Below are 20,780 nucleotides of genomic sequence, written 5' to 3' on the forward strand. Positions count from 1 at the left end.
CTTTTATGATAATTCCTTTTATTTAAAACCCTCCGGAATTAAATATGCCATTTGATGTTTATTTTCTTAAATTACTAGATAAAAGTAGTTTTTCCCATATTTAACCGAAGTTTTGCCAGTTTAGTACAATTTATACCAGTTTGCTACAATTTATACCCAATTTATACCCAATTTTAAAAAAAAATCTAATAAAAAAACATCAAAATTATGGCAAACCAAGAAAAAAAAGTAGTATCATGCTGAAAACTAATTTTAAACATGTTTTAAAAAATTTTAGCCAATATGTGTAATTAAAATAGTACTATATTAAAATAAAAAGGAATCTATAAAAAAAAGAGGAAATAAGTTATATGGGTGGTCCCTGGAGGTTGAAAACCCTAAGTAATGAATGTCAACTGATTTTTTATTTCCAACTTATCTTTAAAAGTGCGGATAAGGCAATTAACTGACTTACATTTATAAGAAGTAGAGCATAATCTTTTCCCTGTTCTGGTGCAGAAGGTCCGGGTGGCAGGGGTGGTGCCAGGAATCCCATGGAAAGAATGTTCTGTACAAGTAGGAAAGTTCCAAATATCAGAAGACCTAGAGTGTATTCAGATTTCCACTTAACATAATTCTTCCAGTAAACTGAAAGTAAAATCACTATAATTGATATATTGGCTAAAGCCACTGCCATGCCCACATATTTTAGCACTTTATCCTCTCCATATAATTATTCCTGTTTAGATTCCTTCCATATCTTTTTAAATGAATCGAAGTTTTTTTCCATAGTATCAGAAAGCATGTAAACTGTTCCGTATTGCCCTTCCCCACATGTAATTACAATGTTATTTTTGGCCAGAACATTAAGATGATGTTTAACTGTCTTATAATCCAATCCAAGAGTTTTAGCTAGCTGGTTTGCATTATATGGGCGGTTATTCAGTTCATTGATAAGCCGAGCACGGTTAATCCCGCCTCTTGTTCCTGCTATCAACCACCAGAGTAAACCTTCCATACATATCACATTTCATTCCAAATTAATCTGTGAAAAAATTCATGAATCCTGACTCTATTTGATAAATGATTATATAATCAAAGGATTTATACTATTTAAATTTACCAGAAATCACAAGGATTCACACTAGTTACCAAAAATCACCAAAAATTATTATATTTATTTAGACGACAAAAAAAAGTGGGAAAACGGTCCCTAATGAATCATCGAGGCGGATCTCTAACAATAGACACAACATCAGCAGCTAATAGAATGGGCATGTAGATGTAGTGGACATTTACTGCATCTATCCAGTGCAAAGATAGAAAACGATTAGAAAATGCATTGAATGTGGCCAGTGGGTGGAAAAAAGGAAATACTACAGTTGGTGATGCTGGAAAAGTTTCTGTGACTGCAGAGAGTGTTAACTGAATCTTCAGATCTGACTGTCATTGCAGTATTCAATCTTCTCCATTTACTTAATCAATGTTAACATCTAACAGATCCTCAGAGTGAAGTGGATTGTACCATTTTTGAGCTATGAAAGTGGGTATAACGGTACTAATGATAAGGACTCCTGTTAGGATGGAATACTGCATTTGATTTAAATAACCGGCTGAAAGACCAAATAAACAAGCTATAAGTCCAAAGGTAAGACCTGTGCTGAGAAGTAGGGTTGTGTAAGTCCGGTCGGCTTCAACATGTCTGCGGGCGAAGATGTAAATTCCTGCCATTTTACTCAATTGTCTTGTTGCAAGGAGGACAATAAACAAGGGAAGATTAGCAAGTATGAAGTATAAAGATAATTTCATTCCACCTATTATGAAAAAGATGGGAGTTATGAATGCAAATGCCACTGTCTTCATCCTTTTTTTTACCTCTATGCTCTGTGTAGATTCCACAAAACGCCGTGACATTAAAAGCCCCAGTATAAATGCGGGTAAGATGGCCTGAGTACCCCCCAATTGGGCGAAAACCATGAAAATCAATAATAACATGAATATGTATTTTATTTCCGGTTCAATAACCTTGTTCTGGAAACGTTCATTGTCGAAAATAAGATATGAAAACTTGGTTGCAAGTACAATGACTAAAACAGAGATAAGATAAAATAAAAAAGTGTATAATGTGGGTTTAAAGAATAAAACACTTAGTGCCAGAGCTGTGGCTAAATTGGTGATGAATGTGGCTGCCATTATCCTCTTCCCTGCATCAGTTGTCAACAGGTTATTTTCAACCAATACGAAATAAACCACAGCCACTGCTGTTTCCGAAAGAGCAGCACCAGCTAAAAGTGACGCCATATAACTCCAACCATCAAAGAAGTAGGTTAATATGAAAACAGTGAAAAATGGGAAGAAAAAAGATGCCAAACCAATGGAAAGACTTTCCCTTAAATTCTTTTTCATGAGAATGACATCTGTTTCAGCACCAGCAAGGAATGTAAGGAAGATGCCGCCAAAAGTGGAGAGGAAAATCATCCAGTCCTGGATGTTAATAACATTCAAATTCCCTGCAATAACTCCAAAGACTATTTCAACTATAGCAACAGATATTCCAAATCGTAAAGATATGAGGCTGGCTAAAAGAACAACTATTCCCAGAAAAACCAGGCTTAAATCCGCGTAAAACATGTTTCAATCACAATACTTAGTTTTAGAATTTGACTATTTTAATCTTTAGTTAAAAAATTAAACCACTGAAATAATAAATTAACGATGCTGTGGTATCAGACGGAATATTGGAATTTAAATTTTTAAAATTCATGTTTATATCCTATTTTTTATGTATCCCCCTATCAACCCACACACAGCCCCATTAATAACTCCTAATAGAGTATACGGTATTATATAAAGGAAGGAACCTGCAAATAGACTTCCTAATAAGAAGGAAATTGCCCCAGTAACCACTGCGTTTTTAGCTCCAATAACCATGTTATCAGATAAGTAGCCAACAGCTAGTAACAGGAGAAAAGTGAAAAGAGTGAAAATGCCTTGGGTAAAAGCCAATATCAGTGTTATTACTGCTGCAACTGGGATTACTAAAACCCAACGTATGTTCTGAAAATTAAGTTCATTCATTATAGAATTCATAAAACCAGGTCCCATCCCATAAGGGTTCCTATGGGAAGTTTTATGAACTCTGCCATGATTTTTAAGATTATATATCCATTTTCCAAAGTTATTATAATAAAATTCTACCAGTCTATTTTTAAACTTCCCTGGCAGAGAAGACAGGGATTGTATCTTTTCTTTTAGGATCTCGCTTTTTGTACTTTTTCTGTTTATTGAGGTTTGTTTCCAGGTGGGATCAACGATATCTAAATTTTCAACATATTTTAGTTTACCACCACAATCACAGTCACTGACAAAATCTTTTGGAGACTCACCGGATTGCAGTTTATAGTAACTCTTGCATTTTCCACAAATTAGATAACCCACATAACCACCTTTTCACAAATTAGATAACTCACATAAACACCCAGTAATTGATAAAAGATTATTAACTCAATTTAAGACTTATATATCTTTCTACTGCTCATCTGTATATATATTTTATAAATAAGACAAAGAACACCACAAAAAGGATAATGTTTACCATTAATCGTGGCCAGAATAAATGCCTGAGAAATAGGTAATCTGTGGTTAAAACTAAGATAATGTAAAACACGACAAATAGAATCTTACTTGATGTTTTAATCATTTTTTTTATATTTTGTTAAGTTTAAGATATAATAATGGTTTTTTGTTTTTCTTTTAGATTGAAACTTCTCATCTTGAATCTTGAAAAAAATAAGAATAAATGATTTAAAACATAAAAGTAGTTAAATTTAACATGATTTTAAACCCCCATGGAGAGAATCCATATACATTTGCATACAAAGATGTTTGCATGACTCATTTTTTTTAATAAAATTCCACTGATAATCTATTATATGATAATGTTACGATAATTACTGAAAACTTCAATGATAATATTATTTCCAATAAAATCCTTAAATAACTCCTTATAATATCGTAACGGTTTTATAGAGGTTTGCATCATAGTAAATTTAAAAATTATAATCTATAGCATCGTTTACACATGGAACCAAAGAGAGACAACGAAAAACCACCGATCATTACACTGATTATATGAGTACTACCTTTTTACATTGACACTTAAGATATTTCAAAGTTGTATTTTTCCATAATTTCAAAATATATTTTAGCATGATGGTTTTAAGGGAGTATAATTATGGTAGAAATAAAATGGACTACTGTGCGAAGAGGTTTATTATTATCACTACTCTTGTGGCTTATTCTTCGAGAAGTTGCCGGGGATGTTGGCGGTATAATTGGCTTTGTCGTAGCAACAATGGTTGTGGGTTACCGAGTTAATGAAGGTTACATGGACGGTGCAATACATGGATCACTAGTTGGTGCTGTTGGTGGTATTATAGGTGGATTAATCATACTGATATTATACCTCATTGGGTTAGGAGATATGGCAAAACAGCTTTGGCCAGTTGCAGGAGTAATAGAAGCAGTTATAGTCCTAATCCTATATGCAATTGTAGGGGCCATTGGTGGTACGGTAGGCTCCGCCATCCAAAAATTGCGTTAAAAACAACAAATTTAGCTTATTCTGAGTATTATTCAATTTTCCATATATTTTTTAAATTCAGCAAGCATTAATAGTGAGTTATATCCTTTTTCGGTAATCATGTAATCGCCTCTTTCATGCCTCTGCAAAATAAGGTCACTTTCAAGAAGTTTTTGAATGTGGAAAAGTAAATTACCACCACGAAGCCCAGTTAACTTTGAAAGGTTGGAAAATGTTTTAGTTTCAGAAGCCATTGATTTAAGTATCTGTAACCTCTGTTTATTGGCTAATGGGTCTAGTACTTGTTTAACTATTACCTCTTCAGGAATTGCAGATATTTCAGGTCTTTCTTCTGTAGAACTGTAAATTTGTAATGAGTTAATTAGATGTAATTGTTTGTTAAAAAGTGAATTAACTTCCTTAAAACACACTTCACAATTATCAAAAGGAGCTTCTTTCCTTATTTCAGATAATTCATCCTTTTTTTTGTCAATTGATTCCTTTGAAACATTATCACACTTTATAAGTTCTGCATTATTCCCTAAAAACTCTTTGAATCTCGATTTGCAAGTTTTTCGCATCTGGCAGGGATCTACCATGCTTTTTTCCAAACCACTTTCAATGTCATCTTTAACATAAGAGGTAAGAGCGTTGATGAAATCTTTTTTAAAATTGGCAAACATAAGATCCAAGTATTCTTGATTGGATCTTTCCATTAAACGTTTAATATCCTGGTGTATTGCCTCTAATTTTGCCCTATTATCATAGATTTCAGGACTATTCATCTCATTGATATTTTCCATATATGTATATTTTTATTAGACCAGTAATAAAGGTTCCTATGTTGACTTTCAAGGTTATTTTTGTACATAAAACTGTAGTTAGTACATTTTAATGACGGTTTAGTATATATTTCTAATTTGACATAGAATGTAACTAAGTTCATGAAACTAAATGATGAAGACGGTGATCTGGTATGGTATTAAGTCAAGAGATGATGGAAGCTATAGAAAAAAACAATATTGTGTGGTTGGCAACTGCAAATAAAGACAATAAACCTAATGTTGTTCCAATTGGACTTGCAAGACCTTTAAACAATGAAAAAGTTCTGTTAGTGGCTAATTTCATGAACAAGACCTTTGAAAATCTAAAAAATAACCCCCAAGCATCAATAGCAGCCAATAATATCTCTGAATGCCCTTACCAGTTCAAAGGCAACGTGGAAATTCATGAATCTGGTAAATATTTTGACGATGCAGTGGACTGGGCTAAAAGTGTAATGTCCCAACTCAATCCCAAAGCAGCTGTTTTGTTAAATATCGAACAAATATATTCGGTCCAACCAGGCCCAGATGCTGGTAAAAAAGTTGTCTAAAATACCTAAAAAAGGATTAGTTAAGATATCAACGGAGGACGAAAAAATGAGTGTTAAAGAAGAAATACATGCACAAATTGTGGGAGCACTAGCTGGAACTAAATTCCCTATAGAAACACCAGAAGCATTACTGTCAGCATTTCCTGACGGTGCAGAAACAACCTGTAAATCAGGAGATGTTGAACTGAAAGCAGGGGATGCTGGTCAAGTACTGACTGCAGATGATTTCCCCTTCAAATCAGCCAAAGAAGTTGCAGACGTAATAGTTGAAAGGGCAGGATTATAACGCCCTTGTTTTTTTATTTTTTAAAGTTTAATAAAATATCCTGATATAATTGGATATACTTAAAAGGCCTATTTACTTTCTATGTTAAAAAATGTGTCTTTTTATGCGGTTGGCCACGAGTTAATTCAGAATCTACTTTTATAATCCTTCAATTCATTTAATGATCTTTTTCATTATATTCTCAAATCTAGTCTTGCTAATTGGATGATAACTTAATATTTCACCATTATAAATAAGACAGAAGGATCCAAAAGCACAGGGTGTGTTTTTAACTGCTTTAACATCTTCTAAATCTATCAAATTGGTTTTTAATTTAAATTTATTTTGTGCAGATTCTACAATACTGTTAACATTCTTTTCAGTATAGGGACACTGAACTGAACGGAGAATAGTCAATCCATTACTGTATTCAGTTAAACATTCATCCATATTTGCCTTGAATTGGGGGTTTTCTGATTCATCATCAAACTTTTTAACCAGCAGATCAAAATCCGGTTCAGCACTATCCACGATCTGGAAACCTTTATTTAGGAATATATCATTACCTGCCATGAACGGGCCTTTTCTGGTAACTACCGCAACTCCCAACATCTTTTTGTCCCTTGCCTCTTTAATACATTCATCAAGTAACAATGAAGCCATACCTCTGCCTTTAAATTCCTTCCTGAAACCAACGAAAATACAGTGAATGAACATGTATCCGTCAGCATCAACAGGACGATGAGCAAATTCTCCCGGAATGTACTCCAGCATCCCCTGATAACCGCCCTCCTTAGAGATCACCACCTTAATTCTTAATCCGTGGGGATAATATTTTTTAAACCATTCAATTTTTCTTTCCAACTCCACATGCTTTTTCAAGTCTTTGTATCCACAAACACCATAATCTGCGATGTTATCTGGAGTTAGGTCTATGACTTCTATGTCACCTATATTAATCCCTCCTGACCAGTTTTAAAGGTATAACAATCATTTTTTCTTCAAATATAATAATCATTCTTTTTCTTCAAAAACAAGGGTGAAAGCTGTTCCTTGACTCCGATCAAGTTCCAACTCACCATCAATTTGTGAGGTTAAATTATTAACCAGTTGTAATCCTAATGAACTGGTATTTTTGTAGTCTAAATCTGTTGGAAACCCAATTCCATTATCACTGACTTTTAGGACAATTTTCTCATTTTTTAGGTAAAATTCTACCTTGATGTGTCCACTTTCATCACCAGGAAAAGCGTGTTTCATGCTGTTGGTGACGAGTTCATTCACAATAAGCCCTAAAGGAACAACCGTGTTAATATCAATCTTCACATCCTCTACATCAATATCAAGTCTAACCTGTCCAGGATCAGCAACCATAGTGTGGTACAGATCCGTGGTGAGACTTCTTATGTAATCACCGAAATCTATGTTTTTGAGGTCGGTGGATTGATACAACCTTTCATGGATCAGGGCCATAGAGTTAGCTCGGTTTTGACTTTCTTTGAAAACATCACGTGCCCCTTCATCATGAATATAAGATGATTGGAGATTCAGTAAACTGGAAATAATCATTAGATTATTTTTAACCCGATGATGGATCTCCTTAAGGAGCATTTCCTTCTCTTCTAAAGCTGTTTTTATCTCATTTTCAGCCTGTTTTCTTTGTATTGCTACGGCAAAAAGACTGATTAATGATTGCACAAGTTCCTTATTTTTTAATGTGTTACCATTCTTAAGAAAGATATACACAGTACCATAAAGTCTTCCCTTTGATTCAAAACCAGTGCCATACATATCCCCCATATTCAGAGTTAATTCAGCCATTCTGGTTATATTTTTTGACAATTGTCCTGAAAACACCTGATATAATCCATCTTCCATTTTAAGAAGTTTACCGCTGAGGATGGTATTTTTAGATTCTTTATCACCATAAAATTCATTAAAAGAAGTGAGTGGAATCTTTATATCAGTTAATCCCCCTCCTAAAATTTTTTGGGAAAGTTCATTTAATCTTTTATTTTCCCCAATTACAGAACGCACCATAATGCTATCTGATGGTCCATCATACATACTAACGGCAATAATAGCGTTTTCAATTAAATTCGCCAATTTTTTGGCAATAAAATCGTAAATATCAATACTTGGAGATAAATCAACCAATTCTAAAGCAGTTTGGGATAAAACTCGCTCGTTTTCTATGATCTTTTGAGTAGATTCCTGATTAGATTCTAAAATGGCCTTTAATTCATTAATTTTATCCATGAGTTCTTCCTTGGATTTTCCTTCATTTAACATTTTTAAAACCTTCAATGGATATAAAAATATTAACTCAATTTTATAGTATAACTCCATACTATATATTTCGAAGTATAATCTGGAATTATATGAAAAAATCTTTTTTAAGTAATCTGATGACATAAATTAGGTAACATCATAGCATAAATCATGTTTTTAATTTTAAAACGATTTTTCAGATCTCATGCCCCGGGCCCACCCTAACCTGGGGATACTCCCCTAAAAATTCAATTATTTTATCCAATGTTTCCTGTGCCTTCTTCACATTCCAAGTGTAATCACTAGGCGCAATTCCAAGTTCCAGATTTTCATGGATGAAAGCAGCATCCATGGCAAGTAATATAGGACCAGCAAGGGTATTTACAAGAAAAGAAACATGGTAAGGGGTGTGTCCATGAGTTAATATTGCCCATAGTGATCCATCGCCCAGAAGATCCACACCAAGACCCAATGGAGGCATTAGGGTGGCCCTGGAAAAGTCGATCTCATATAGTTCTTCCAGTCCTTCCAGGAAATCCCCATGGATTTTTGGATGGTATTGGCCATATTCTCCCTTAGCTATAACATAGGGGATGTTTTTTGGAAGTTCCCTCACACCTGCTGCATGATCAGCATGTAAATGACTTAAAAAAACCGTTTTTAAATTGATTCCATTCTGTTCAATGTGTTTGGCTATATTTTCGCCTTTATTCTGTTGGAATACATCCACATCTGTGCCTTCCAGTCTTCCCTTAGGATCAGTTGAGTATGCAGCATCAAGACCTGTATCCAGAAGAAAATCACCTTTTTCTTCATGGTGAACCCAGTGGGCCAGTATGGGAACCTCCATTTCCTCATCAATGATATCCCTGGCATGGGGATGAGCAGGATTAATGGTGCCCTTTCTGTTAATTATCACCGCCCCTGTTTTGAAACTTTGAACATTGATAGGACGTGGATTATGAAAAACTTGCCCCCATCTAGTATATTCCCCTTTTTTATATGGAAATTTTCTGAGTTTCATGAAAAAATCAATATTTTATGGGAACCCTCTGTAATTGAGTTCCCAATTTTCATAGTAAACTATTCTTCACAACAAATTATTCTTCTTTACCCGATCTAATCCCATTAAAACATTTATCCAAAAATTCCTTTTCAGGGGGTTTAGTTAGCAGGGTGACAACAATGGTCATCACAACTGCCACTGGTAGGGCAATGATCATTGGATCCACTGTGGGCCACGGGACCGTGGTTATAACGGTAGATTGTCCTAGTAAAGCTTTTGAAACTCCCAGGCCTTCTGCAGATTTTTTAAACCCAAAAACTAACCATATTAAACTAACTAATGCACCTGAAATTAATCCTGCGATTGCGCCTTCTTTGGTGGCCCGTTTCCAGTAAAGTGCTGCCACGTAGATTGCCAAGAATGCTGCGGCAGTTATACCAAACCACATGGCGGTTCCCACCGCAACAACACTGGCCGGTAGGATGAATCCCAGAATAACTGCAATGAAAACTGCTATAACTATCCCTATCCTGGCCACCCTAACTGATGATCCACCAGTTTTTCGTACTAGTGTTTCATATATATCTCTTCCAAAGGCAGTTCCCTGCACATGGAACTGAGAAGAGAGTGTGGACATGGCTGCAGAAAGAAGAGCTACCATAAAAATGTATGCAAACCATAAAGGCATAGCAGCAGTGATAAATGTTGGTATGACCTTATCCAGGTTACCTCCTGCTGCTTGAACAGCAGTCTGACCAGTTGTCTGGAAGAAATATACATTGGAAAGTGCACCTACAACGTATGCTCCGAAGGTCATCACGAATATGAATACTGCTCCAATCAGAACTCCTCGGTTCAATTCCCGGTTGGTTTTAACTGTCATAAATCTAACTACCAGTTGTGGTTGTGAGAGCACCCCAATACCCACTCCCAGAATGAGGCTTGAGACCAGTGTCCACCAAAATGCACTGCCCAGAGCAGGCATAGATGTCCAGCCCGTAAATCCCGTAGCAGTGGCCATTGATGTGGCATTGGTAGGTATCACGTTGACCAGATTAGTTAGAGCCTGATTGGCATCGGTTACACCACCTAACATCCAGTAAGTCGTTACAACTAAAAATATCATTCCAAAGAACATTATGCTTCCCTGCAGGGCATCTGTGTACATAACTCCCCTAATACCGCCGAAAATAACGTATAATGCCACGATAATGGCCATTACTATTAATGCGATATTATAATCAATTTGGAGAGTAGTTTCAACGAACCTGGCCATGCCCACCAGGACTACCGATGCATAAAGGGGCATTCCAATAAAAATAACAGCACCTGAGAAGTATTGGATAAATTTACTGTTAAAACGTTTGGATAAAAATTCAGGGAAAGTTAACGCCCCTAAATTGTGTCCCATTCTTCGGGTACGTTTTCCGAAAAAGACAAAAGCAATAAATATTCCAATGAGAATGTTTAGAAAGACCAACCATAGAATACCCATACCATAATTGGCAGCAACTCCTCCAAAACCGACAATAGCTGCCGTGCTGATGAAGGTGGACCCGTAACTCAATGCCATGATGAAAGGGTGTGTTTCTCTCCCTGCAACCATGTAATCTTCCGCACTTTTAGTTCTACGCCAGGCAACATAACCCACATAGGCATTAATTAAAAGAAATATCAAAACAACCATACTCAGTATCATTAAATCCATGAAATCACAACCGATCCTTTTCCAATAATTTTATCATTATTATTGATGATTAATGAATATATGGAGAGCATATATAAATTATTAAGATATTATTATTGAAAAGAATGGAAGTATGACTTCATCATTGATAATGGACCGTTGCATCTATCTATGAATAGTTAAATAATGCTCAGGTTCAAATTCTTTCATATTCCTTAGTTTAATAAGTATTAAGGATAATTATCTTTAGAATAAATCAGTAAAGGTTAATTACCCCTAGACTAAATGAGTAGATAAGATAATTAATTAACGGTAGTGAGATTTTGAGCGAAAATGGCCCCCCAAAACTGCGGAGACCTGGAAGTGACAGTGAAAAAAAGGGTTCTGGCAAGTTCAAGAAAACAGAAACCAATATTAAGGAAGCCATAGATTCTCTTAATATTAAAAAAAAGAAAACTGACATTTCTAATAAGGTTTCTTCCCTTAAATCGAAATCTAAAAAGGATAAAAAGAAAAAGGAAGGGCCTTTAAAACTCAAAATACCTGGAGCCAAAAAGGAACCAGAAACCAGATCTGGTGCCCTTAAAAAAAATGCTAAATATATTATGAGGGAAAAGCCATTATTGGGAATTATTGGCCTCATTATTTTAATTATTATAATAGCCACTGCGGCAATGTGGGCTATGGATGATAAAAACATCAAAAACCCAAGCAATAATACCTCCAACCAGACTAACATTACTAAAAATCATTATTCTGACGGGAACATATCTTTTGATTATCCTGAAGGTTGGGATGTTACCCCTAACAACATTACTAGCAGCAGCCAATTTAATCTTATAGTTACTGTTTCAAAAGATGAAAATAACAGTTTATCCATCTTTAAAGAAGAATTGGGAACCCAAAACTTTACATATAGTGTTGCTTCCTGGAGGGCAAACGTTATACAGAATGGTATGATCTACTATGAAGGTGATCTCACTGTAGATAACTGCACTGCTTATGAATTTATGGCCAACTACAAACCTGAGGATAAAGTTTACACCATCAGAGGAATAGCCTTCCAAAAGAACCGTACCGGTTATTACTTAATGTTTGTCTTTGACAATGCTCTTTTGAATTACAAAACCGAAATGGATAAAGTTATAAACAGTTTTCATGTGACTGAATCACCAATACTTTAATATTCAGAGGAATGAATGGTCAGGAGATTGAATATGATCTGGAATGAAGAAATTGAATGTATGCCACCAGATGAAATGAAAAAACTTCAGCTTAAAAGATTAAAAGATACAGTTAAAAGGGCCTATGAAAATGTGCCTTATTACCAGAAACGTTTTGATGAAGAAGGTATTAAACCAGAGGATATCAAAACCCTGAATGATATCCAGAAACTCCCTCTAACCACCAAAGATGATCTTCGCGCTGCCTATCCCTTTGGAATGTTTGCAGTTCCACGGCGAGAGATTGTAGAAGTCCACACTTCTTCCGGGACCACAGGAAAACCTACTGTGTCCGGATACACCCGAGAAGACATCAATATATGGAGTGAAGTCATGGCCCGTGGTTTGACCATGTTTGGACTTAGCGAAGATGACATTATCCAGAACACTCATGGTTATGGTCTGTTCACCGGTGGTTTCGGAGTGCATTACGGTGCACAAAATATCGGGGCCACTGTTATCCCCATCTCAACCGGACAAACCCGCAGACAGATTGAAATAATGAAAGACTTCGGTACAACCGTTTTAATCGTCACTCCATCCTATGGATTATACCTATCAGAAGTATTCCAGGAGGAGGGCCTATCCCAAGAAGATCTTAATTTGAAATCTATAGGTTTTGGAGCGGAAATGTGGACTGAAGAAATGAGGCAAGAACTTCAAAAGCGTTTTAATGCACCAGCATACAATATCTATGGTCTTACCGAGATCATGGGGCCGGGAATAGCTTTGGAATGTTCCGAACAGGATGGTTTGCATGTGATGGAGGACCATTTCTATCCAGAAATTATAGATTCCGAGACCATGGAAGTCCTTGGAGAAGATGAAAAAGGAGAACTTGTTCTGACCACGTTAACCCGGCATGGAATGCCTATTATTCGTTTTAGAACCAAAGACGTCACCAGTTTGAAAAGTGGGACCTGTTCCTGTGGCAGGACTCATAGGAAAATGGAGCGGATTACTGGAAGAACTGATGATATGCTTAAAATTCGTGGAGTGGCTGTATTCCCATCCCAAATCGAGAAGGCACTCCTGAAGATGGAGGGTATTGAACCCCATTATCAGATAATCGCCACCCGACCACAACACCTGGATGAACTTGAAGTTCGGGTGGAAACATCACCTCAACTGTTTTCTGATGAAGTAAAAGAGTTGGTGGGAATCAAAAAGAAAATAGAAGATCTTATACATAACGAAATCGGTTTGAGGGTTCAGGTTACTCTTGTAGAACCTAAAACTCTGCCGCGTAGTGAAGGTAAAGCTGTAAGGGTTATTGATAAAAGAGAATTGTGAAGGGGGATTAATATGAGAATAAAACAGTTATCTATATTCCTGGAAAATAAGAAAGGCAGAATGAGGAATGCTCTGGATGTGCTGGCTGAGGGAGGATTTAATATTAGAGCACTTTCCATAGCAGACACATCAGACTTCGGCATATTAAGGTTAATTGTTCCAGAACCAGATAAAGCCAAGGAACTCCTGGAAGAGAACAATTTCGTGGTGAAAATGGGATATGTTATTGCTGTGCAGATGTCTGATCAACCAGGAGGGTTAAGCACTATTCTGGGAATATTGGATGATTCTGATATCAACCTGGACTATCTTTACGCCTTTGTGGATGAAAAAGAAGAAAGAGCCATTGTACTGCTACATCCTGAGGACATTAATGCCGGAGTTGAAGCCCTCAAAAATGCTGGGGCAACTATAATACCTTCAAAGGATGTTTACAACTGGTAAACTAAACATATACTCTCCAAGTCAATGGTTTTATTAAACTGTTGACATAAACCTTTATTTTTTAATAATTCTGTTTATGATCTTTTTAAACCTCTAATAGATTTTTCATGTTTTTTTCCTAGGATTTTAATGTTATTCATCCTGAACTACTTATCCTAACCTAATTTACATCTTTTTATTTTACATCTGGTGTGAAATGGTTTTGAATATTATTCCTTTTCTGTAAACAGTTTAATAGATGTGAATATTAATAATGCACCTAATATGATTTTTAACAACTCTGAAGGAGCATATACAACTAAAAATGCGCCGATTGACGCACCTATTATCGAAGCTATTCCCATGGGCACAACTAAAGAAGTGAGTTCTGATTTTACAGAATACATTTTGTTCCTGGTATGTCTTGTAATTCCCACAACCATGGTAGGTAAGCTGATGATGAGACTCATTGTACCGGCTAATTTGACATCTATCCCAAATATCAGGATTAATATTGGAATTATAACCTCTCCACCAGCAACCCCTAAGAGGCTGCTGATAATCCCAATTAATACCCCACATAACACAGCTACAATCAACTCCATATACAAGTTGCTAAATGTTATTCCCATTGAACCTAATGTGATGAAGCTTTCACTGATAAGTAGCAGCCCCATAACTAAAAGGAGTATTAACAGTACTTTTTTAAACAGAACATCCGATATTTTAGTGGATATTCCTATTCCATAGTAAGCACCAGTAGTAGAACCTACAATAATTGCAACCATTAATAAGATTTGGGGAAGAATAATAGAGATGTCAAAATTATTCATTCTAAAATAAATAGCTGATAAGACGGTGATTAAACTTATTAACATATTCAATGCCACTGCTCTTTTAGCAGGTTTATTAAAAGTCTTCAATAAAAAGGGTAGTCTGAATTCCGCTCCACCCAAACCTATTAAACCACCTAAACAGCCAATAGGTGCTCCTATGGCAAATGATAAAAGAGATGTTTTTTTACTATCCATTTTGTAGGCCTCTGTGATAAAATCATTTTATCTTTGATTATCTATCATTAAAATGTATAATAACACATTTTATTGTATTTCTATTTAAAACCCACCAATTTTATTTGTTATTACCACGTTATACCCTAAAACGTTAAATATATGATAGAAGCCAGTACTGTCCTTTAAATCACATTAATAGGCTGATTTCAGGTTTATAAAAAATGTTATAAAAAAAATAAATAGTATATTGCTTAAAAAATCAGATCAACACATAGACGATAAACCATTTCCTAAAAGAGAGAGTTTTTATGATTCTTTAGATAGGAAGTCCTCAACATCCTCAATAAATTGCAATGTCCCGGTCTCTATTTGTTCTGTTAAAACATCTAAGTCACTGAAATCTGGATCTTCAATTAAAACAGATTCTACAATAGAATCCATGCCTTTTATACTAGGGGGAACGTGATATTTATTCCAATTGCCTTCTTTAAACAGTTTCCAGTTAGTCGTTTTGTACCTTTTTATTGGATCCTGCTAACCAAACTTCAAATCTGAAGGTTTCATGAATAAAAACTATGGCAATTTTTAATTTTCGATGCATCAATGACTCTGGGGTGAAAGAGAAATAAGTCATGTCCATGTATCCCTGATAAATGCCAGATACTGAATATTCATGATATTTATTCTTAAAATATATCCTTAAATCCCTTATGTATCCCATCAGTCCCCTATAGGCCTCCTGGATATTGCCATTCTCCAATTGATTTTTGTATTCTTGCATATATTCATGAAATTCCATATTAAATCCCCTAAACCCCATGTTATATTCATAGATTCTTATTCAATTTGCATTGAACAATACTTAAACCCTTCTTCAAAGGCCTTCATATTTATGGGAAGACTCTGTTCTGGCAGGTTATCCTGCATTGATTCTATGATTATATCCTTATCCAGTGGGAATCCGGGTACTGCTGCTGCACCACCCAACATGACCATGTTCATGGATAGAATATGACCTGCTTTCTTGGCAATATCATCTGCATCCATGGCAATGACCTTCTTTGTTTGAGACTGGAGTTCATTTAAAATATTGGATAACTCTGGATAAGGATGTTCACTTTGCCTGATGTTGAATGGATAGATAGGTGCAGTGTTCATAACCACATAACTATCTTTGTTTACCATGTTAATGGCCCTTAATGCCTCTAATGGTTCAAATGCCAGGAGAAGATCCGCTCCTCCTTCTTCAATAAGTGGGCTGTGTGATTTGCCAATTTTCATCTGGGTGGATACCACACCTCCCCTCTGTGACATGCCGTGTATTTCACCCACCACCACGGGTAAACCTTTTTTCATGGCAGATTCACCCAGGATGACTGAAGTTTTGATGATTCCCTGGCCACCTACACCAGAAATGTAAATAGGGTAAGGTTTCATTTTTATTCCTCCGTTCCTATTGTATCTATTCTTTTAGCCTTTATGGCCTTTTCTGGACATGTCTGGACACATACACTGCATTTTCTGCACATCAATGGATCAATCCTTATTTTGCCATCATCACGAGTGTAAATTGCTGGACAGGTCAGTTCCATAACACAGGTATTGCAATTGGTACATTTATCATCCTGAACCTGGATAGTGACATTTTTACCTCTCTGAGTGCGGTTCTTAATTAACATGCAGGGGTATTGGGATATGACCACAGCTACTCCTTCAAATTGGAGGGCTTTTTCAAAGGTTTCCTGTGATTTTTTAACACTGAGGGGGTTAATGGTCTCCACGAATTCCACACCACAGGCTTTTACAATGTTTGGTATGGATATTTCTGGTGCTTCCATCCCCATACCATCCACTGGGAGTCCCGGGTGTGGTTGGCCACCAGTCATGGCTGTAGTACGGTTATCCAGGATCACCAGCACGAAATGGTTTTTATTGTGCACTGCGTTGATTAGCGGTGGTATTCCTGCATGGAAGAAAGTGGAGTCACCTATAAAGCTCACCACAGTCTGATCTGTGGCCTTGGAGAACCCGCAACTGGTTCCAATTGACGAACCCATGGATAAAAGGTAATCTGCCACCTGATAGGGTGATTCAATACCCAGAGTGTAGCAGCCAATATCTGTGGGAAAAATAACATCATCAATACCTAAGTTGGCTGCTGTTTGCTTAACCTCGAAGTATGCAGCACGATGAGGACAGCCCGGGCAAAGTGTAGGGGGTCGGTTGGGAAGTCCTATAGATGTGTTAAATGTTCCTTTATGAGATAATTCCACGCCCATCATCCTGCCAAACCCTTCCAAAACGATGTCAGGGTTGAACTCATATATCATGGGCAAAGTTCCATCTAATTTACCATGCACTCTCTTTTCAAGCCCATATTTACCCATAATTGCTAAAACTTCTTTTTCCATAATTGGGTCAACTTCTTCCACCACTAAAACCCGTTCCACCTTTTCCAAAAACTCCAGTACCTTTTTTTCAGGGAAAGGATATGTGAAGGTTAGTTTAAGGATGTTAACTGGTAATTCGTTTTCTTCCACAACATCCATAGCATAGTTGAAGGCACTGCCACTGGTGATGATTCCAATGTGACCTCCCTGATCATAGACCTGATTTACAGAGGAATTATTGGATAAAACCGTGATTTTGTCCATTTTCTCCACCAGGTTTTTGTGCATTATTCTGGCTGCGGCTGGAACTGGTACGAAACGTTGAGGATCCTTATCAAAGTACCCTTTTCCCTTAACTTTGGCCAGGGGGCCAAGTTCTACCACACTTCGCATATGGGAAACCCTGGTGGTGGTGCGGAGAATAACTGGTATTTCAAATTCTTCAGATAGTTGGTAGGCATATTTCATAAGTTCCTTTACTTCCTGGGGATTGGCGGCCTCCAGGAGGGGAATGTTGGCCAATCGTGCGTAATGACGGTTGTCTTGTTCATTTTGGGATGAGAATATGGAAGGGTCATCTGCAGTGAGGATCACCATCCCTCCACGAACACTGGTGTAGGCCAGACTCACCAGGGAGTCGGCGGCCACGTTTACCCCGACATGTTTCATGAAGGTGAATGATCTGAGTCCGGATGCTGCTGCTGCGGCTGATACTTCCAGAGCTACCTTTTCGTTAACAGAAAATTCAAAGTACATTCCGGCATCCTTTGCAAGGACTGATAAAACATCTCCAATCTCTGAAGAGGGTGTTCCAGGATAGGTGCTGGCCACAGCTACACCTGCTTCCAGGGCACCACGTACTGCTGCTTCATTACCCATTAAAAATAGTTTATCCTTATTGTTTCTGGTGAGAATTTCTTTGATGTTCATGTTATCTCCCTAATTAGCATAAAATGACGGTTCATTCAATAATATAGTTATTTATTTATTATAATAATATTATTCCAGATTTAAATATATTTACAGAGGTATTAACTGATAAATCATTTATACACTGACATGAAGATGTGTAAATAGAATAGTAATCTATCTGATATTCCAATATTTACTTTTGGGTTTCAAGTTTTAAAGGTTTTTTGATGGAAATTAAATCTAAAATGTTTTGAGGAAAATTAAATCTAAAATGTTTCCACTGATGACACCCACACAAAATTCAAAATTGTATTCACTGACGACATATTTATACACAAAAAAATTAACCAAAAATTTCATGATATAAAGTGCTGTTAGATGGTATAATTGGTAGATAAACTGCAGATGGATGTTTCTGATCGTGATAGATAGTTTGGTGTGCTGTAACTTGTTTCGTGTCCGTGGCTATGGGATTTCCAGTATTAGGATTGGGATGCAGCAGAGGATATGCACTGGAAGAAACTTCCAGGCGAATTTTGTGTCCTCTTAAGAAAACATGGCCCATGTCAAAAAGTTCTATACGATATTTCTCTATTTTGCCAGGTTTTAGAAGTACTTCTTCATCAAATCCCTGTCTGAACCTGGCTCTGATTGCGCCTCCAAATTCTTCAGGGCCCAGATTGATGGCAGTACCATTGGGATATACATCCAGAAGCCTAACAACGAAATCAGTGTCTTTAGCATCACTGGATGCGTATAATTCCACAAAAACAGGTCCTAAAATCATTACCGGTTCTTCCAGTGTTGATGTAGTGTAAATCAGAATATCAGACCGGTTTTCAGTGTTTGCAGAGTCTGTGGCGAAACTTCCCATTTCCAGTACTCTGGGATTGGTAGGATCGTAAGTATAATTATCATAAGTGGCGTTTAAATCTGTACCTGAGTTATTTGAACTGTTTGATGATGAATTTTTTGGAAGGTTCCATGTTAAAAAGCCATTACCGTTTAAAGTATTGGCTTGGCCTCCACTTTCAAGGTACAGGGGAGTGGTGTTGGTATCTTGAGGAGGATAAGTGGTTAGATTTATCCATTCACTTAACCCAGTTATGTAGACTGTTACTTGGGGTAAATCTGATTTGTTAGTTGAGTTTGTCTGAGTTGAATTTTTAAGATAACGATTGAAAAATGCCAGATGCGTCTCATAAGTATTTACTTGGCCCCCTGGAACGGGTAGATCACCAATTTCTGAAGATTGTGCAGCTGAGTCAAAGGTTCCTGTTTGATTCCATGGCCCTATAATGATGTAATGGTCCTCAAACTTGGATGAATTTTTGCCTATTCCATTCCAGTAGTACAGTGCTCCTGGCTGGTCTGTATCAAACCAGCCACTGGTAGTCATGGAAGGTATGGTGATGTTGTTGAAGTCCTGTTCTGTAAACTGGATGCGCTTCCAGTAACTATCCATGGTGGGATGTTCCAGAAACTGACGGTAAATAGGCACCTTTGTTCCGGTTAAGTTATCTGCATTTATAAGGGGCCTGTGGTCGAATACAACAGTCCAATTAATGTTTTGGGTGTTTATATCCTGGGTGCGGCCGTTGTTTTCGAGTGTCCATGGAAGAGCCCATCCCATGTAAAAAACACCCCCAACTGATGGTATTTCTTCCATATATCTACCATAAGCAGAAGTTGGTGCTATGCATACCAGGTGTGGTGGTTTTTGAGCTGCTGCGAGCCATTGGGCAGCACCCATATAATCAGATCCCATCATGCCCACGTTTCCATTGGACCATGATTGGTTAGCAGCCCATTCAATTGTGTCATAGCCATCCTGTCCTTCATGGAAGAGGAATTCGAAGTCTCCTTCCGAGTCGCCTTTACCTCTAACATCCTGCACCATGAAAACGTATCCATGACTTGCGAAGTAGTCTCCCATAGCAGTATAGTTCAGTTCTGCAGTGTTTCGACCATAGGGAGTGCGTATTATGATCACTGGATATGTGCCATTCTGTTGGGGGAGCCAAACATCAGAAACAAGTTTCACACCATCACGCATGGGTGTTTTAATGCCTGAAATAGTTTTAACAGTGAAATTAGTGGTTTGGATCGTAATGTTTTCAGTGAAGTTAGTTTGATTGGTCTGGTTATGCTTAGACTGGTTCATGGTGTTATTTTCTGGTGTTAAATTATCCCTAGTTTGGTCACCACCACTTTTAAACTGATTAAAAATAGATTCATCATTTGTACTGGATGTTTGGTTTTCTTCAATCAAAACCAAACCATATAGAATACCTATAAAAGCAACGAATGAAATTAATACTACTGCAAACGGAGTTTCCTTCATATTCCCCCCAACTTAAA

At 36.9% G+C, this 20,780-nt stretch carries 21 protein-coding genes; 6 read left to right on the plus strand and 15 right to left on the minus strand.

The window, feature by feature from the left end:
• Positions 1-403 precede the first annotated feature (403 nt).
• From J2743_RS04875 to J2743_RS04890, 4 genes are all read right to left on the minus strand, one after another.
• The gene (locus tag J2743_RS04875) at positions 404-694 is read right to left on the minus strand and encodes a DUF8036 family membrane protein (protein ID WP_337972166.1); all 291 of its coding nucleotides are present in this window, start codon (positions 692-694) and stop codon (positions 404-406) included.
• Positions 695-712: 18 nt separating this feature from the next.
• Positions 713-997 carry an ArsR/SmtB family transcription factor gene (locus J2743_RS04880; protein ID WP_209625444.1) on the minus strand — a complete coding sequence of 95 codons (285 nt, stop codon included), beginning with the start codon at positions 995-997 and terminating at the stop codon, positions 713-715.
• A gap of 458 nt (positions 998-1,455) precedes the next feature.
• The gene (locus J2743_RS04885; RefSeq protein ID WP_209625445.1) at positions 1,456-2,610 is read right to left on the minus strand and encodes a cation:proton antiporter; all 1,155 of its coding nucleotides are present in this window, start codon (positions 2,608-2,610) and stop codon (positions 1,456-1,458) included.
• Between the two features lie 135 nt (positions 2,611-2,745).
• Positions 2,746-3,417: an MFS transporter gene (locus J2743_RS04890; protein WP_209625446.1), complete on the minus strand. Its 672-nt coding sequence runs from the start codon at positions 3,415-3,417 to the stop codon at positions 2,746-2,748.
• A gap of 796 nt (positions 3,418-4,213) precedes the next feature.
• Here J2743_RS04890 and J2743_RS04895 point away from each other — a divergent pair.
• The gene (locus J2743_RS04895; RefSeq protein WP_209625447.1) at positions 4,214-4,582 is read left to right on the plus strand and encodes a DUF5518 domain-containing protein; all 369 of its coding nucleotides are present in this window, start codon (positions 4,214-4,216) and stop codon (positions 4,580-4,582) included.
• Between the two features lie 32 nt (positions 4,583-4,614).
• Here the strand turns inward: J2743_RS04895 and J2743_RS04900 are convergent, their stop codons facing one another.
• Entirely contained in the window at positions 4,615-5,346 is a 732-nt protein-coding gene (locus J2743_RS04900) for a winged helix-turn-helix domain-containing protein (RefSeq protein ID WP_245248055.1), read from the minus strand.
• A gap of 191 nt (positions 5,347-5,537) precedes the next feature.
• Here J2743_RS04900 and J2743_RS04905 point away from each other — a divergent pair, with 191 nt between their 5' ends.
• Together J2743_RS04905 and J2743_RS04910 are read left to right on the plus strand one after the other, a co-directional pair.
• Positions 5,538-5,936: a pyridoxamine 5'-phosphate oxidase family protein gene (locus J2743_RS04905; RefSeq protein ID WP_209625449.1), complete on the plus strand. Its 399-nt coding sequence runs from the start codon at positions 5,538-5,540 to the stop codon at positions 5,934-5,936.
• Positions 5,937-5,982: 46 nt separating this feature from the next.
• Positions 5,983-6,222 (plus strand): MTH865 family protein, encoded by a 240-nt coding sequence (locus J2743_RS04910; protein WP_209625450.1) that lies wholly within the window; start codon positions 5,983-5,985, stop codon positions 6,220-6,222.
• Between the two features lie 153 nt (positions 6,223-6,375).
• Here the strand turns inward: J2743_RS04910 and J2743_RS04915 are convergent, their stop codons facing one another.
• The 4 genes from J2743_RS04915 to J2743_RS04930 all read right to left on the minus strand — a co-directional run bounded on the left by J2743_RS04915 (position 6,376) and on the right by J2743_RS04930 (position 11,186).
• The gene (locus J2743_RS04915; RefSeq protein ID WP_209625451.1) at positions 6,376-7,083 is read right to left on the minus strand and encodes a GNAT family N-acetyltransferase; all 708 of its coding nucleotides are present in this window, start codon (positions 7,081-7,083) and stop codon (positions 6,376-6,378) included.
• A gap of 132 nt (positions 7,084-7,215) precedes the next feature.
• Positions 7,216-8,493 (minus strand): sensor histidine kinase, encoded by a 1,278-nt coding sequence (locus J2743_RS04920; RefSeq protein WP_245248057.1) that lies wholly within the window; start codon positions 8,491-8,493, stop codon positions 7,216-7,218.
• 175 nt (positions 8,494-8,668) lie between these two features.
• Complete coding sequence (locus J2743_RS04925) at positions 8,669-9,391, minus strand: MBL fold metallo-hydrolase (RefSeq protein ID WP_337972172.1); 723 nt, start codon at positions 9,389-9,391, stop codon at positions 8,669-8,671.
• A 181-nt stretch (positions 9,392-9,572) separates the two neighbouring features.
• Positions 9,573-11,186: a sodium:solute symporter family protein gene (locus J2743_RS04930; protein ID WP_209625454.1), complete on the minus strand. Its 1,614-nt coding sequence runs from the start codon at positions 11,184-11,186 to the stop codon at positions 9,573-9,575.
• Positions 11,187-11,488: 302 nt separating this feature from the next.
• Between J2743_RS04930 and J2743_RS04935 the strand changes: the two genes are divergently transcribed.
• The 3 genes from J2743_RS04935 to J2743_RS04945 are packed head-to-tail and all read left to right on the plus strand — an operon-like array spanning position 11,489 to position 14,125.
• A complete protein-coding gene (locus tag J2743_RS04935; protein ID WP_209625455.1) occupies positions 11,489-12,349 on the plus strand; it encodes a PsbP-related protein in 861 nt (286 codons plus the stop codon).
• Between the two features lie 33 nt (positions 12,350-12,382).
• Positions 12,383-13,681 (plus strand): phenylacetate--CoA ligase family protein, encoded by a 1,299-nt coding sequence (locus tag J2743_RS04940; protein WP_209625456.1) that lies wholly within the window; start codon positions 12,383-12,385, stop codon positions 13,679-13,681.
• A 12-nt stretch (positions 13,682-13,693) separates the two neighbouring features.
• Positions 13,694-14,125 (plus strand): ACT domain-containing protein, encoded by a 432-nt coding sequence (locus J2743_RS04945; RefSeq protein WP_209625457.1) that lies wholly within the window; start codon positions 13,694-13,696, stop codon positions 14,123-14,125.
• 209 nt (positions 14,126-14,334) lie between these two features.
• On the opposite strand, the gene J2743_RS04950 is transcribed toward J2743_RS04945, so the two are convergent.
• From J2743_RS04950 to J2743_RS04970, 6 genes are all read right to left on the minus strand, one after another.
• Positions 14,335-15,135 carry a sulfite exporter TauE/SafE family protein gene (locus J2743_RS04950; protein WP_209625458.1) on the minus strand — a complete coding sequence of 267 codons (801 nt, stop codon included), beginning with the start codon at positions 15,133-15,135 and terminating at the stop codon, positions 14,335-14,337.
• Between the two features lie 288 nt (positions 15,136-15,423).
• The gene (locus J2743_RS12275; RefSeq protein ID WP_425342800.1) at positions 15,424-15,642 is read right to left on the minus strand and encodes a DUF7000 family protein; all 219 of its coding nucleotides are present in this window, start codon (positions 15,640-15,642) and stop codon (positions 15,424-15,426) included.
• Entirely contained in the window at positions 15,620-15,916 is a 297-nt protein-coding gene (locus tag J2743_RS12040) for a DUF7000 family protein (protein ID WP_245248059.1), read from the minus strand. Before J2743_RS12040 ends, J2743_RS12275 begins: the two co-directional genes overlap by 23 nt.
• Before the next feature lie 38 nt (positions 15,917-15,954).
• A complete protein-coding gene (locus tag J2743_RS04960) occupies positions 15,955-16,554 on the minus strand; it encodes an indolepyruvate oxidoreductase subunit beta (RefSeq protein ID WP_209625459.1) in 600 nt (199 codons plus the stop codon).
• 2 nt (positions 16,555-16,556) lie between these two features.
• Positions 16,557-18,437, minus strand: a complete 1,881-nt coding sequence (iorA, locus tag J2743_RS04965) for an indolepyruvate ferredoxin oxidoreductase subunit alpha (RefSeq protein WP_209625460.1) — start codon at positions 18,435-18,437, stop codon at positions 16,557-16,559.
• Between the two features lie 325 nt (positions 18,438-18,762).
• On the minus strand, positions 18,763-20,763 hold the full coding sequence (locus J2743_RS04970; protein WP_209625461.1) for a CocE/NonD family hydrolase: 2,001 nt from the start codon (positions 20,761-20,763) through the stop codon (positions 18,763-18,765).
• Positions 20,764-20,780 lie beyond the last annotated feature (17 nt).

The sequence above is a fragment of the Methanobacterium petrolearium genome, assembly GCF_017873625.1.
In the GTDB taxonomy this organism is placed as follows: Archaea; Methanobacteriota; Methanobacteria; order Methanobacteriales; family Methanobacteriaceae; genus Methanobacterium; species Methanobacterium petrolearium.

What these genes read in the sequence shown, in the direction of transcription:
- J2743_RS04945 (WP_209625457.1), top strand. Translation starts at nt 13,694, where the DNA reads ATGAGAATAAAACAGTTATCTATATTCCTGGAAAATAAGAAAGGCAGA.
- J2743_RS12040 (WP_245248059.1), bottom strand. Translation starts at nt 15,916, where the DNA reads ATGGAATTTCATGAATATATGCAAGAATACAAAAATCAATTGGAGAAT.
- J2743_RS04895 (WP_209625447.1), top strand. Translation starts at nt 4,214, where the DNA reads ATGGTAGAAATAAAATGGACTACTGTGCGAAGAGGTTTATTATTATCA.
- J2743_RS04960 (WP_209625459.1), bottom strand. Translation starts at nt 16,554, where the DNA reads ATGAAACCTTACCCTATTTACATTTCTGGTGTAGGTGGCCAGGGAATC.
- J2743_RS04880 (WP_209625444.1), bottom strand. Translation starts at nt 997, where the DNA reads ATGGAAGGTTTACTCTGGTGGTTGATAGCAGGAACAAGAGGCGGGATT.
- J2743_RS04970 (WP_209625461.1), bottom strand. Translation starts at nt 20,763, where the DNA reads ATGAAGGAAACTCCGTTTGCAGTAGTATTAATTTCATTCGTTGCTTTT.
- J2743_RS04940 (WP_209625456.1), top strand. Translation starts at nt 12,383, where the DNA reads ATGATCTGGAATGAAGAAATTGAATGTATGCCACCAGATGAAATGAAA.
- iorA (WP_209625460.1), bottom strand. Translation starts at nt 18,437, where the DNA reads ATGAACATCAAAGAAATTCTCACCAGAAACAATAAGGATAAACTATTT.
- J2743_RS04950 (WP_209625458.1), bottom strand. Translation starts at nt 15,135, where the DNA reads ATGGATAGTAAAAAAACATCTCTTTTATCATTTGCCATAGGAGCACCT.
- J2743_RS04885 (WP_209625445.1), bottom strand. Translation starts at nt 2,610, where the DNA reads ATGTTTTACGCGGATTTAAGCCTGGTTTTTCTGGGAATAGTTGTTCTT.
- J2743_RS04930 (WP_209625454.1), bottom strand. Translation starts at nt 11,186, where the DNA reads ATGGATTTAATGATACTGAGTATGGTTGTTTTGATATTTCTTTTAATT.
- J2743_RS04905 (WP_209625449.1), top strand. Translation starts at nt 5,538, where the DNA reads ATGGTATTAAGTCAAGAGATGATGGAAGCTATAGAAAAAAACAATATT.
- J2743_RS04920 (WP_245248057.1), bottom strand. Translation starts at nt 8,493, where the DNA reads ATGTTAAATGAAGGAAAATCCAAGGAAGAACTCATGGATAAAATTAAT.
- J2743_RS04910 (WP_209625450.1), top strand. Translation starts at nt 5,983, where the DNA reads ATGAGTGTTAAAGAAGAAATACATGCACAAATTGTGGGAGCACTAGCT.
- J2743_RS04900 (WP_245248055.1), bottom strand. Translation starts at nt 5,346, where the DNA reads ATGAATAGTCCTGAAATCTATGATAATAGGGCAAAATTAGAGGCAATA.